This is a genomic window from Ureibacillus suwonensis (assembly GCF_042655065.1).
GTDB classification, from domain to species: domain Bacteria; phylum Bacillota; class Bacilli; order Bacillales_A; family Planococcaceae; genus Ureibacillus; species Ureibacillus suwonensis.
The window spans coordinates 237,904-250,282 of sequence record NZ_JBHSNQ010000048.1 but is presented as its reverse complement, the minus strand read 5'-3'; the positions used below and the strand labels follow the sequence as shown (position 1 = coordinate 250,282).

General features: G+C 38.4%; 16 protein-coding genes. All 16 read left to right on the top strand.

Translation table 11 applies throughout. The annotated features are described in order from the left end of the window. Window positions 1–16 precede the first annotated feature (16 nt). The 16 genes from codY (at window position 17) to fliL (ending at window position 12,370) form a co-directional block, all read left to right on the top strand. Window positions 17–796 carry a GTP-sensing pleiotropic transcriptional regulator CodY gene (codY, locus tag ACFPOH_RS05630; protein ID WP_342469880.1) on the top strand — a complete coding sequence of 260 codons (780 nt, stop codon included), beginning with the start codon at window positions 17–19 and terminating at the stop codon, window positions 794–796. Between the two features lie 367 nt (window positions 797–1,163). Continuing rightward, window positions 1,164–1,556, top strand: coding sequence for a flagellar basal body rod protein FlgB (gene flgB, locus ACFPOH_RS05625; protein WP_342581154.1), 393 nt, complete (start codon window positions 1,164–1,166; stop codon window positions 1,554–1,556). A gap of 2 nt (window positions 1,557–1,558) precedes the next feature. Next, entirely contained in the window at window positions 1,559–2,014 is a 456-nt protein-coding gene (flgC, locus tag ACFPOH_RS05620; protein ID WP_390309021.1) for a flagellar basal body rod protein FlgC, read from the top strand. Between the two features lie 22 nt (window positions 2,015–2,036). Further along, window positions 2,037–2,348: a flagellar hook-basal body complex protein FliE gene (fliE, locus tag ACFPOH_RS05615; RefSeq protein ID WP_390309020.1), complete on the top strand. Its 312-nt coding sequence runs from the start codon at window positions 2,037–2,039 to the stop codon at window positions 2,346–2,348. 60 nt (window positions 2,349–2,408) lie between these two features. Continuing rightward, entirely contained in the window at window positions 2,409–4,001 is a 1,593-nt protein-coding gene (fliF, locus tag ACFPOH_RS05610; protein WP_390309019.1) for a flagellar basal-body MS-ring/collar protein FliF, read from the top strand. A 19-nt stretch (window positions 4,002–4,020) separates the two neighbouring features. Further along, window positions 4,021–5,034: a flagellar motor switch protein FliG gene (fliG, locus tag ACFPOH_RS05605; protein ID WP_342469875.1), complete on the top strand. Its 1,014-nt coding sequence runs from the start codon at window positions 4,021–4,023 to the stop codon at window positions 5,032–5,034. Then, a complete protein-coding gene (gene fliH / locus ACFPOH_RS05600; protein WP_390309018.1) occupies window positions 5,018–5,821 on the top strand; it encodes a flagellar assembly protein FliH in 804 nt (267 codons plus the stop codon). Before fliG ends, fliH begins: the two co-directional genes overlap by 17 nt. 4 nt (window positions 5,822–5,825) lie before the next feature. Beyond that, window positions 5,826–7,148, top strand: coding sequence for a flagellar protein export ATPase FliI (fliI, locus tag ACFPOH_RS05595; protein ID WP_208652018.1), 1,323 nt, complete (start codon window positions 5,826–5,828; stop codon window positions 7,146–7,148). Window positions 7,149–7,150: 2 nt separating this feature from the next. Further along, window positions 7,151–7,597: a flagellar export protein FliJ gene (gene fliJ, locus ACFPOH_RS05590; RefSeq protein WP_208652019.1), complete on the top strand. Its 447-nt coding sequence runs from the start codon at window positions 7,151–7,153 to the stop codon at window positions 7,595–7,597. Window positions 7,598–7,605: 8 nt separating this feature from the next. After that, a complete protein-coding gene (locus ACFPOH_RS05585) occupies window positions 7,606–8,220 on the top strand; it encodes a MotE family protein (RefSeq protein WP_390309017.1) in 615 nt (204 codons plus the stop codon). Window positions 8,221–8,239: 19 nt separating this feature from the next. Beyond that, a complete protein-coding gene (locus ACFPOH_RS05580; RefSeq protein WP_390309016.1) occupies window positions 8,240–9,553 on the top strand; it encodes a flagellar hook-length control protein FliK in 1,314 nt (437 codons plus the stop codon). Window positions 9,554–9,556: 3 nt separating this feature from the next. Continuing rightward, complete coding sequence (gene flgD, locus ACFPOH_RS05575) at window positions 9,557–10,225, top strand: flagellar hook assembly protein FlgD (protein ID WP_390309015.1); 669 nt, start codon at window positions 9,557–9,559, stop codon at window positions 10,223–10,225. Between the two features lie 13 nt (window positions 10,226–10,238). After that, window positions 10,239–10,607: a TIGR02530 family flagellar biosynthesis protein gene (locus ACFPOH_RS05570; protein WP_390261145.1), complete on the top strand. Its 369-nt coding sequence runs from the start codon at window positions 10,239–10,241 to the stop codon at window positions 10,605–10,607. 77 nt (window positions 10,608–10,684) lie between these two features. Next, on the top strand, window positions 10,685–11,641 hold the full coding sequence (gene flgG / locus ACFPOH_RS05565) for a flagellar basal body rod protein FlgG (RefSeq protein ID WP_390309014.1): 957 nt from the start codon (window positions 10,685–10,687) through the stop codon (window positions 11,639–11,641). Window positions 11,642–11,730: 89 nt separating this feature from the next. Continuing rightward, window positions 11,731–11,952 carry a flagellar FlbD family protein gene (locus ACFPOH_RS05560; RefSeq protein WP_342469867.1) on the top strand — a complete coding sequence of 74 codons (222 nt, stop codon included), beginning with the start codon at window positions 11,731–11,733 and terminating at the stop codon, window positions 11,950–11,952. Continuing rightward, window positions 11,942–12,370: a flagellar basal body-associated protein FliL gene (fliL, locus tag ACFPOH_RS05555; protein ID WP_342469866.1), complete on the top strand. Its 429-nt coding sequence runs from the start codon at window positions 11,942–11,944 to the stop codon at window positions 12,368–12,370. The genes ACFPOH_RS05560 and fliL overlap by 11 nt, the downstream gene beginning before the upstream one ends. The last annotated feature ends 9 nt before the right edge of the window (window positions 12,371–12,379 follow it).

Genomic DNA, 12,379 nt, shown 5'->3' with positions numbered 1-12,379 from the left:
CTAGGAGGATATTATTATGGATTTATTAACAAAAACTAGAAAAATCAATGCATTATTGCAAAAAACAGCAGGAAAACCTGTTAACTTCAAAGAGATGGCGGATACATTAGGCGATATCATTGATAGCAATGTTTTTATTGTAAGTCGCAAAGGAAAATTGTTGGGCATATCGATTCATCAAAAAATTGAAAATGAACGATTGAAAAAGATGTTGGAAGAACGTCAATTCCCGGAAGATTATACAAAAAGTCTTCAAGAAATCACTGAAACTTCTCCAAATATTGATATCAACAGCGAGTACACAATTTTCCCTGTGGAAAACCGCGATATTTTCAAAAATGGATTAACAACGATCGTACCGATCATCGGCGGCGGTGAACGTCTGGGTACTTTAATTTTGGGACGTTTGGAAGAACGGTTCGGAGATGATGATCTGATTTTAGCAGAATATGGTGCGACTGTTGTCGGAATGGAAATTTTGCGTGAAAAAGCGGAAGAGATTGAAGAAGAAGCGCGCAGCAAAGCGGTTGTTCAAATGGCGATCAACTCCCTTTCTTATAGTGAATTGGAAGCAATCGAACATATTTTTGAAGAGCTTGATGGAAATGAAGGGTTGCTCGTTGCTTCAAAAATTGCCGACCGTGTAGGAATTACACGTTCAGTGATTGTCAATGCATTGCGCAAATTGGAATCTGCCGGTGTGATCGAATCAAGATCCCTTGGGATGAAAGGAACATATATTAAAGTATTAAACGATAAATTCTTAACAGCCTTGGCTGAAATCAAAATGAAATAAAATATTTGTTGAAACTTATAGGTTCATCAGTTTAAAAAGGTTTCATCACGGATGATTGATGGAACCTTTTTTCTTATATTAAAAATACTTGTAGGAAGTTGATTTTCTCTAAAAACAGAACTTTTTGATTATTATTATTGGAGAAAAAAGTATTTTGAAAAAGAAAATAGGGACGGATGTTGTCGAATTAACAGTTTAGGTGTTGAAAAGTGTATTTTTTACAATTTCCTTGAAAAAAAATTGATTCGTAATGACTATGAAAAAGTACCAAAAGACGATGGACACTGGGAATTATCTTCTTTACAATTGATACTAGTATTGAGTAAGTATTTTGTAACCTTGTTACATTAGAAAAGGGGGGAACGGTATGAAATTGTTTGATGGAGCAATAAGTAATTTAGAGTATGGTCTTCAATACGCATCCTTAAAAAATAAGACTATTGCACATAATATTGCCAATGTCGATACTCCCAATTACAAGGCAAAAGATGTAAGCTTCAAAAAACTTTTGTCCGAAGAGAATCAAAAGCAAATTAGTGCTTACAAAACAGATGATAGACACTTTGATTTTGTCATCAAACAAACTGCTCCCGGAGTTTACAGTTATGAAAACTTCCAATATCGCCACAACGGCAACGGAGTGGATATAGATAAAGAAATGTCGGAGTTAGCGAAGAATACTATTTATTACAATGCGTTGATCGATCGAATTAACGGTAAATTCAACACACTTAATACGGTCATTAAAGGAGGGAAATAGAGATGTCGATTTTTTCTAGCATGAATACGACAACTTCCGCTTTAACGGCTCAACGTTTGCGTATGGACGTCATTTCTTCGAATATTGCCAATATTGATACAACTCGAGCCAAACAAGTGAATGGAGAGTGGGAGCCATACCGTCGCAAAACTGTTACCCTCACAGCAAACGAAGGCAGATTTTCATCCTTTTTGAATAAAGCGATGGGAAAAACCAGCGATGTTGGCAATGGGGTAAAGGTCACAAAAATTGGTGAAGATAATGAAACACCGTTCAAACTTGTCTATGATCCAAGCCATCCAGATGCCAATGAAGACGGATATGTGGAAATGCCTAACGTGGATTTGTTGAAAGAGATGGTGGATTTGATCTCCGCTTCCCGTTCATATGAAGCGAATGTAACAGTTTTGAATGCCAACAAATCAATGTTAACGAAAGCACTGGAAATAGGAAAATAAGATGAAAAGGGGATGAATTGACGTGGCCATAAACGTTGCAACATTTACAACAGCAGTCCAATCTTTATCAAACAGAAAAGAAATTTCCAATAATCAAACGCCAATGGAAGCACAGAAAAGCTTCGCCAATACATTAAAAGAAGCAATCGACAAAGTAAACGATTATCAAGTTCAATCAGATACACTAACAAATAAGTTAATTCAAGGCGAAAATGTTGAATTGCATGAAGTGATGATAGCGGCTCAAAAGGCCAATATCACGTTGAATGCCACAGTTGAAATTCGCAATAAAGTGATTGAAGCATACCAGGAAATTATGCGAATGACTGTCTAATCTACGGTTACCGATGGAATATAAATTGTTAGTGTATTCACTAGTACCGGAGGATTTATAATGAATGATCGACTTAATAAAATAAAAACCGACACCGTTAACTTTTGGAAAAGTCGGACAAAACGGCAAAAAGGTGCATTGATTGGAACATTAATCGGGGTTATTGCAATAGCAGCAATTATTACATACTTCTCGACTCGAACAAACATGGTTCCGCTATTTACCGAGCTGTCAGCACAAGAAACGGGAGAAATTGCGGAAATTTTAAGTTCACAAGGTGTTACATATGAAATTGCCCCCGGAGGAACAAACATATTGGTGCCAGAAGATCAAGTGGATGACATAAAAGTATCTTTGGCATCACAAGGCTACCCTGAATCTGGTGATATCAGTACGACATTCTTCACCGAAAATGCCGGTTTTGGCATGACGGATAACGAATTTAATGTCATCAAACAGGCCGCCCTTGAAACCGAGCTTGAAAACCTCATAAAAAAAATTGACGGCATCAAAGATGCAAATGTAATGATTTCCATGCCGGAAAAAGGGGTATTCATCACTTCCGATTCCGGGGATCAAAGCGCTTCTGCAGCCGTAGTTATACATACTGAACCGGGTCATAAGTTTACCGACGAACAAATAAAAACATTATATAATCTCGTAGCAAAAAGTGTTCCAAATTTAAGCACCGACAATATCACTATTTCCAACCAGTATTCCGAATATTACGATTTAGCATCCGAATCATCAGGAGGTTCCATCGATTCCGTTGAAGGTCAAATGAACGTGAAGAAGACGATTGAACGGGATTTGGAACGTCAAGTACATAAAATGCTCGGAACCATGATGGGGCAAGATAAAGTGGTTGTATCTGTCACAACCGATATCGATTTCAAGAAAGAAAATCGTGAAGAAAAATTGGTTGAGCCGGTGGACGAAGAGAATATGGCTGGTATCGAAATCAGTGCTCAACGTATTACAGAAACCTATTCCGGTATGGATGGAGCAACCGGAACACCGGAAATGGAAGATCCAACCGATAATGCGACAGGTTATCAAGAAGTGACAAATGGTAATGGCGACTACGAACGCATTGAAGAAACGATCAATAATGAAGTCAATCGCATTAACCGAGTTATCCAAGAAAGTCCATATAAAATTCGGGATATCGGTATCCAAGTCATGGTTGAACCACCTGTTCCAGAAGATCCAACCTCACTTTCAGATACTGTAGTTGATGATATAGAACAAATTTTGGCAACGATTGTCCGCACTTCAATCGATAAAGAAGCTGCTGGTGAATTGACTGATGAAGATATTGAAAACAAAATTGCAGTTTCAATTCAGCAGTTCTATGGCAATGATGAAACAAACATCGACGAGAAGCCAGTGATTCCTTGGTGGATTTGGGTTGTTGGCGGAATTATGGTTGCAGCGATTATTCTCCTGGTTGTATACATAATTCGTTCGAGAAGAAGCATTGAAGATGAAGAAGAGGAACTATTTGAGCAGCAGGAAGATATTCTTGTGGATGATATCACGCAAGAAAAAGAAACAGAATTTACAGTTCGACGGAAGCAACTGGAAAAAATGGCAAAAGAAAAACCGGAAGACTTTGCAAAATTGTTGCGGACCTGGATTGCTGAAGATTAACGGATAGGGGGTTCGACTATTGTCTAAGAAAGAGAGAAGGTTAACTGGGAAACAAAAAGCTGCACTGCTGTTAATTTCATTGGGGCCGGAAGTTTCCGCAAATGTTTACAAACATTTGTCGGAAGAAGAAATTGAACGGCTGACGTTGGAAATCTCGGCGGTGAAAAAAGTTGAACCTGAAGTGAAAGAACAAATCATTGAAGAGTTTCATAATATCGCTCTTGCTCAGGACTACATATCCCAAGGCGGTATCGGCTATGCAAAAACCATCTTGGAAAAGGCGTTAGGCCAAGAACAGGCGCAAAACATCATCAACCGGTTGACATCATCATTACAAGTAAGGCCTTTCGACTTTGCACGAAAAGCCGATCCATCTCAAATCTTAAACTTTATACAAAATGAGCATCCGCAAACCATTGCTCTCATTTTATCCTATTTGGAGCCGCAACAAGCAGGAGTCATTCTTTCATCTTTGCCGCAAGAGCTGCAAGCGGATATTGCAAGACGGATTGCCACAATGGAATCAACATCGCCGGAAGTCATCAGTGAAATTGAATCAGTATTGGAAAGGAAATTGTCATCCACTTTCACTCAAGATTATTCGGAAACCGGCGGTATCGATGCAGTGGTTGAAGTGTTGAACGGTGTGGACCGGCAAACGGAAAAAACGATACTGGACGCTTTGGAAATCCAGGATCCGGAATTGGCCGAAGAAATCAAAAAACGCATGTTTGTATTTGAAGATATTGTGACGCTTGACAATCGTTCCATTCAACGGGTTATTCGCGAATGCGATAACGAGGACTTGCTGCTTGCGATGAAGGTAAGCAGTGATGAAGTGAAAGAAATTCTATTCCGCAATATGTCTCAACGCATGGCGGAAACATTCAAAGAAGAGTTGGAGATTATGGGGCCTGTCCGCCTGCGGGACGTAGAGGAAGCACAAACGAGAATTGTTTCCATTATCCGCCGTTTAGAAGAAGCGGGAGAAATCATTATTGCCCGTGGTGGAGGAGATGACGTCATTGTCTAAGATCATCCGTTCGAGCGAAGCAATTGAAAAAAAGGATGGGACGGTTAGAATTGAAATTCGTAATTTATTTACTACACAATTTGCTACCGATAATCTAGATGTTGTAGACGGAGAAGAGCAAAACCTTTCATTAGATGATATGCTTCAAGAACGAGAGCGCATTCTGAGAGAAACAGATCAAGAAATCAATGCAAAGCGGGAAGAATTCGAACAGTACCGCCAAGCCGAGTTGGAGGAAATCGAAAGGTTAAAGCAACAATGGGAAGAAGAAAAGATTCTTCTTCAAAAGGAAGCGTATGATGAGGGATTCCAACAAGGCTACGAAGAAGGTATGAAAAAAGCCTTGGCTGATATGGAAAATACTTTGAAACTTGCAAATCGAACAGTAGAGAATGCAAGTATCAATGCTCAAAAATATATTGAAGAACAGGAACACGTCATTTTAGATTTAGCGTTGAAATCAGCAGAAAAAATCATCGGTGCATCTATTGAAAAAGACGAAAATTTATTCCTTTCGATTGTTCGCCGCGGGTTGAAAGAAGCTCGGGAAAGCAAGGAAATTAAGCTTTATGTGCCCCCAAAATATTATCAGTTAGTTAGTGATAACCGTGATGAACTTGCGGTAATGTTCCCACCAGATATTCCGTTTTGTATCTTTGTTAATGAAGATATGGATGATTTGGATGCTTATATTGAAACAAATCACGGTAGGATTGTTTTATCTATTGATGAACAATTGAAAGAATTACGTTTAAAGCTTAGCGAAATTTTAGAAAGTAGGGACTAATTTTATGAAAGCTGCTGACTTAATTGATCGTATACCTGCCATTGATACTTTTAAAAAATATGGAAGAGTTACGAGAGTTGTTGGCTTGTTAATCGAATCCCAAGGGCCGGAATGTTCCATTAACGACGTATGCAAAATACATGTCCGTACGAAAAATGGCCATGAAGTCATTATGGCGGAAGTTGTTGGATTTAAAGATGAATATGTAATGTTGATGCCTTTTACTTCCGTAAGGGAAATTTCCATTGGCTGTTTAGTGGAAGGAACAGGAAGCCCGTTGGAAGTGAAAGTTGGTCCCGAATTAATTGGAAAAGTGCTAGATTCGCTAGGCAATCCCTTTGATGGTTCGCAGCTTCCAAGAGGGCTTGTTTCTGTGCCTACAGAAAACGAACCGCCCAATCCCTTGCATCGCCCACCTATAAGTGAACAACTTGAAGTGGGAGTAAAGGCCATCGACGCGATGTTAACAGTGGGGAATGGCCAAAGGGTAGGGATATTTGCTGGTTCAGGTGTAGGAAAAAGTACTCTTCTTGGAATGATTGCACGAAATACTCGAGCCGATTTAAATGTTATTGCACTCATCGGTGAACGAGGAAGGGAAGTAAGAGAATTTATCGAACGGGATCTTGGAGAAGAAGGATTAAAACGTTCGATTGTTGTGGCGGCAACCGGTGATCAGCCTGCGTTAATGCGTATTAAAGGAGCATTCACTGCTACGGCTATTGCAGAATATTTCCGTGATCGTGGGATGAATGTCATGTTGATGATGGATTCTGTTACCCGGGTGGCCATGGCGCAGAGGGAAATTGGATTAGCAACGGGGGAACCTCCTGCACAAAAAGGTTATACCCCTTCAGTCTTTTCCATTTTGCCTAAACTTCTTGAAAGAACAGGGACAAGTATGAAAGGAAGCATCACAGCCTTTTATACTGTACTTGTAGATGGAGATGATATGAACGAACCTATTGCCGATGCAGTGCGGGGGATTTTGGATGGCCATATCGTGTTGGACCGCTCTCTAGCAAACAAAGGGCAATATCCTGCGATTAATATCCTAAAAAGCGTCAGCCGACTAATGAATTATATTTCATCTGAAGAGCATGTAAAAGCTGCTGAAAGAATTCGAGAATTGTATTATACATACGCCAAATCAGAAGACTTAATCAATATTGGAGCTTATAAGAGAGGTACATCGAAAGAAATAGATGAAGCAATTTACTACGAACCACTTATTACCAAATTTTTAAAACAAGGATTTAAGGAAAAAGTGACGTTGGATGAAAGTGTGAATGAACTAATTGCATTGGCAAACGGGGGTGGTAAATAATAATGGTTCAATTTACCTATCGTTTTGAAAAAGTATTGACTGTTCGAGAACAAGAAAAAAAACAGACGGAAGCTGCCTATAATGAAGCAGTTCGTTCCTTTGAAAAAGTTGCGACCAAATTATATGAATTATTAAAGAAAAAAGAAGATTTAATCAATTACCAAAACGAACGTTTAAAAACGGGGTTAACGGTGGATGAAATTCATCATTTTGCAAAGTTTATAGATAGTTTGGAACATGCCATCGAAGACGTGCAACAAAAAGTCAATCAAGCTCGAGCAAAAATGCAATGGTATGAACAAAAATTAATAGAAAAAAACTTGGAAGTACGTAAGTATGAAAAAATGCGGGAGAAAGATTTCAGCGCGTTTCAAGAGGAACAAAATCGCATAGAGGCACAATTCTTAGATGAGATTTCCTCCCTTATGTACAACAAGAGAACAATTTAGGTGATTTTATGGCGATAGTTAATAAAAAAACGAAAAATGAAAAGACAAAAGATGTGGTGGACGAAAAATCACCAGGTTTTTTTCAAAAATTATTTGCTTGGGTGATTATTCCGCTGTTATTTGTCATTGCCATTTTGCTGGTCATTGCTCAATTTACGAACACAAATGTATTTGAAAAAGCAACGGAAGTATTGCCGAACAACAGTGAGGAAGAAGCTAAAGGTTCAGAGGAAATGGAGAAGAAAATCGTTGAATTGAAAGCGGAAATTCAAGAGAAGGATGCCCAAATTGAAAAACTCCAAAAAGAGTTGGACGATGCTTTAGCCGAAAATGAAAATCAAAAAGCGATACAAGAACAATTGCAACAAAAAATACAAGAACTGGAATCTGGGCAAGAAGAAGCGAAAAAAGATTTAAAAGAGATTGTAAGTACATATGAAAAAATGCCTGCCAAAGCTGTAGCTCCGATTATTGTGCAAATGAGCGACGAACAGGCGGTGGAAATTTTATCGAATATGAAGCCGGAAACTCTTTCAGCTGTTTTAGCAAAAATGGATCCGAAAGATGCTGCACGATATACAGAATTATTATCAACAAAGGAGAATAGAAGTTCAAATTCTTAAGGTGAAAGGAGGTGAAACAATGAACATTGGAGCATTTTCCTTTGCTATTAATCAACTTCCATCCATTAGCTCAGGAAAGTTAAATCAACCGTCCAATAAAGGGGATAGTAAATTTGGAAACATATTTAGCAGCATGGTTGCGAATAACACGAAAGAAGTAGATGTTCAACTGACTGCTGAAGTTCAAGAGTTGCTTGAGGAAAATTCCTTTGAAGGGGTTTTGGAACTACTAGGGATCTCCTATGATGAAGGGTTGTTTATAGTATCTCAAGGTGAAGAAGAAAAAGCTGTTTCTATAGATGAAGTGTTAGAAAATTCGGACAATCTTTTATCTTTATTAAATATCAATCGAGAGCAATTAAACGAAATCCTTCAGCTAATTTTTGGACAAGAAGTGTCAATCAACAATCTTTCGGATTTCATTCAATTCATTAATGAACAACCTCAATTATCAGCTGATATTGCTTTAACCATTCTTGGAAAAGATAATGACAACCAAAAAGTTGCTGTTCAATTGCTGCAGTTGATGAAATTGGTGGAAATCATCTATAAAGAATATTCTATTTCACAACAATCATCACTTTTGTTATCTGAAAATAACAATGAATTTAAGTTGCAAAGAAAACAACCAGCAAATATATTTCAAACGGTGGATAAAGTCTCAGAAAACGAACAATCAACAAAGCCAATTTCCGGTGTAAAAGCGGTATTGCAAAATGTCGAAAACTTGATTTCAATAGAGGGTACAAGCTCATCTGGAAAATTTTCTTTGGAAGGTTTTGAACAATTAGTGCAGCAAGCAAAAACAACAATGGAAAATTCTGCTTCCACTTTGCCAAACACAATGTTGCAGCCGAATTCGGAAACAAAAATTGTAACGATTACATTACCGAATACTAATCAGACTTCTCAAGCAGAGTCGCTCGTAAAACAAATTGAAGCATTGTTGCAGCGCAGCCAGATGGCCAATACCCAAGGAACATCAAAAATATTAATCAAACTCCATCCTGAAAATTTAGGCTCTATTCGCATTGAATTAGTGCATCGGGAAGGCGCAATTACTGCAAGACTTCTAGCTTCTACTTCTCAAGCTAAAGAAATGCTTGACAGCCAAGTTCATCAGTTAAAGCAAGCCTTTGTCCAACAAAACATTCAGCTTGAACGCATCGATATTTTACAAAGTTTGCAAGAGTCAGATTTGCGCGAACAAAGCTTCTTTAACAATATGTTCAATGGAAGAGAGCGGCAAGAAAAAGAGGAACAACATTCAGAAGAGAAGCAAGAGGAAGAATCAAAATCCTTCAAAGATTATTTGATTGATGAGGAGGTGTAGGATATGGCGGAAATGTCAGCAATCACAAGCGATTTATATTTATCTAATATCAAAAAAGTTCAGAAACAAACTGGTAACTCAGTACTAGGAAAAGATGACTTTTTAAAACTATTAATCACACAGCTGCAACATCAAGATCCAACGAACCCTGTGGATGATAAAGAATTTATTGCCCAAATGGCCCAGTTCTCAACATTGGAACAAATGCAAAACATGACAAAAGCGATGGAAAATTTGCTTGAATCGCAACAGGAGACACAATTGATTTCATACATAAATTTAGTGGGCAAAAAAGTAACTTGGCATGAAATTACGGATAAATTGGATGAAAAAGGGATGCCTATTATTAATGAAGGCCAAGGGGTCATTTCAGAAGTGAAATTTAAAGACGGCTCTCCAGTCTTTGTATTAGAAGACGGAAAAGAGCTGACACCAAGCAATATCTCATCGGTAGTAGATGGCAAATCGAATACTTCAAAGGATTCTGTTTCTCAAAACCCTCTTGTGGAAGCAAGTATGCTGATTGGAAAAACAGTGAAATATCAAGATGAAAATGGAAATTTTCTTGAGGGAAAGATTGAATCTGTTACAACAAACAATCAAGTCATTGAATATATCTTAGATAACCAACTTCGCTTAAAGAAAGAACAATTAGAGATTGTGGATGAATAAGGTTGGCGATTATATGCACAGAATCCAATTTCAACACATACCATTACAATCGGTTCTGGGGAAGCAAAGCACAAAATTAACAGAAAAAAAGTCTACAAGTTTCAGTGAGCAATTTGAGCACGCGAAAAATGAGCTGAAAATCAGCAAGCATGCCAATGAACGAATTCGCGAGCGAAATATCCAGATTTCAGAACAAGAATGGAAAAAAGTCAGCGATAAAGTAATGGAAGCCCGTTCAAAAGGAATCATGCAGCCGCTTGTATTAATGGATCAAGCAGCGATAATCATCAGTGCGAAAAATGGAACAGTTATAACCGTTTTGGAGCGGGATGAAGCGAAAGAACAATTGTTTACAAACATTGACGGTACGATTGTTCTTTGAGGCAGGACCATGTTGGGTGCCTTTGTTTGCGGACTGACAGAAGCAAACAATATTAATTAGGAAGGAGAAAGATCATTATGCTACGTTCAATGTACTCAGCAATTTCTGGTGTACGCAACCACCAAACAAAATTGGATGTAATTGGGAACAACATTTCCAATGTAAATACACATGGTTTCAAGAAAAGTAGAACAATTTTTAAAGATATGGTTTCGCAAAATATCGGAAGCGCTTCTGGTGCCACTAACACTCGTGGTGGTGTCAACCCAAAACAAGTAGGACTAGGTTCTACGATGGCAGCCATTGATACATTACATACGACAGGTGCCCTTCAATCCACATCCCGTACCCTTGACTTAGCGATTTCAGGGGATGGCTATTTTATGGTGGCGGATAAAGCAACTGGGACTGGTGTTGGAGGTTCTAGTTTTGCAAGTGTTTTATATACGAGAGCAGGAAACTTCTATATGGATAAAGATGGCTATCTTGTAAACGCTGAGGGGAAATATTTGGTTGGTATTGGACCAAATGGTGTTACTCCTACAACTGAAAGTACCAACGCCGTCTATCCATTGGCCAATACAGTTACAAGGGCGGTGGGTTCAAACAACTTAGATAATAGCGGAACTTGGACTATCCCAGTAAATGGTGCAACTTATGCACCAATTCGTATTCCAACAGATGCTACTGAAATGAGCATCGGTCAAGATGGTACGGTAACATTTGTAGATGCCAATGGAGAATTAAGATGGGCCGGGCAAATTGTATTAGCTAAATTCCCTAACACAGGTGGTTTGCAAAAAGTAGGAAGCAACTATTATACAGTCACAACAAACTCTGGAGATCCTTATATGCAAACTGCAACAGTAGCAGGTATCGGTTCCATCGAATCCGGCTTCCTTGAAATGTCCAACGTAGACCTTTCTGAAGAATTTACTGAAATGATCGTGGCGCAGCGCGGCTTCCAAGCAAATACCCGCATAATTACAACATCTGACCAAATTTTAGAAGAACTTGTGAACTTAAAACGCTAATGATTCTAATTACCTATTTATATAATAGGATGATTATTGGAATGTAAAGGAGGGTCGGGCCGGCTCTTTCCTACCCGGCCCTATTTTCAATGATTCAATTAACCAGATTGAATGGAAAAACTTTTTCCTTAAACGCTTTATACATAGAAACAGTCGAATCTTTTCCGGATACGACAATCACACTGACGAATGGGCGTAAATACATTGTAAAAGAAACTGAAGAAGAAGTGAGGAAAAGAGTGACGGAGTTTTACCGCACGATTCAAGTGCTTTCTAACCCCCATCTACGAGGTGACGAAGATGAAGAATAATAAATTATTGACGGTAATGCTGATCATTTTAGTATCGATAACGTTAATCGGGGTTGTGCTGTTTGTCGTTTTGACACAATTAAATAAACAATCGGCAACCCTGGAACCTAGCATTGATGATATATTGGAATGCAGTGTGGATGTGCCTGAAATCACTACCAATTTGGCGGATGGAAAATTCATTCGCATTGAATTGAAAATCCAGACGGACAGCAAAAATGCTGCAAAAGAACTTGAGAAACGGAACTTTCAAACCAACAATATCATTATTGAAGAGCTGTCTGAATTGACAGAGGAAAACTTAAAAGGAAAAGAAGGGAAAATCCTTTTGGAATCCACAATCAAAGCCCGATTAAATGAATTGATGCAAGAGGGTGAAGTGCAACAAGTATATATTACCTCCTACATCATTCAGTAAAGAAACTTG

Excerpts from the sequence above, each read along its gene's own strand:
- codY (WP_342469880.1), top strand. The coding sequence starts at position 17 with ATGGATTTATTAACAAAAACTAGAAAAATCAATGCATTATTGCAAAAA.
- flgB (WP_342581154.1), top strand. The coding sequence starts at position 1,164 with ATGAAATTGTTTGATGGAGCAATAAGTAATTTAGAGTATGGTCTTCAA.
- flgC (WP_390309021.1), top strand. The coding sequence starts at position 1,559 with ATGTCGATTTTTTCTAGCATGAATACGACAACTTCCGCTTTAACGGCT.
- fliF (WP_390309019.1), top strand. The coding sequence starts at position 2,409 with ATGAATGATCGACTTAATAAAATAAAAACCGACACCGTTAACTTTTGG.
- fliH (WP_390309018.1), top strand. The coding sequence starts at position 5,018 with ATGACGTCATTGTCTAAGATCATCCGTTCGAGCGAAGCAATTGAAAAA.
- fliI (WP_208652018.1), top strand. The coding sequence starts at position 5,826 with ATGAAAGCTGCTGACTTAATTGATCGTATACCTGCCATTGATACTTTT.
- fliJ (WP_208652019.1), top strand. The coding sequence starts at position 7,151 with ATGGTTCAATTTACCTATCGTTTTGAAAAAGTATTGACTGTTCGAGAA.
- ACFPOH_RS05585 (WP_390309017.1), top strand. The coding sequence starts at position 7,606 with ATGGCGATAGTTAATAAAAAAACGAAAAATGAAAAGACAAAAGATGTG.
- ACFPOH_RS05580 (WP_390309016.1), top strand. The coding sequence starts at position 8,240 with ATGAACATTGGAGCATTTTCCTTTGCTATTAATCAACTTCCATCCATT.
- flgD (WP_390309015.1), top strand. The coding sequence starts at position 9,557 with ATGGCGGAAATGTCAGCAATCACAAGCGATTTATATTTATCTAATATC.
- ACFPOH_RS05570 (WP_390261145.1), top strand. The coding sequence starts at position 10,239 with ATGCACAGAATCCAATTTCAACACATACCATTACAATCGGTTCTGGGG.
- flgG (WP_390309014.1), top strand. The coding sequence starts at position 10,685 with ATGCTACGTTCAATGTACTCAGCAATTTCTGGTGTACGCAACCACCAA.
- ACFPOH_RS05560 (WP_342469867.1), top strand. The coding sequence starts at position 11,731 with ATGATTCAATTAACCAGATTGAATGGAAAAACTTTTTCCTTAAACGCT.
- fliL (WP_342469866.1), top strand. The coding sequence starts at position 11,942 with ATGAAGAATAATAAATTATTGACGGTAATGCTGATCATTTTAGTATCG.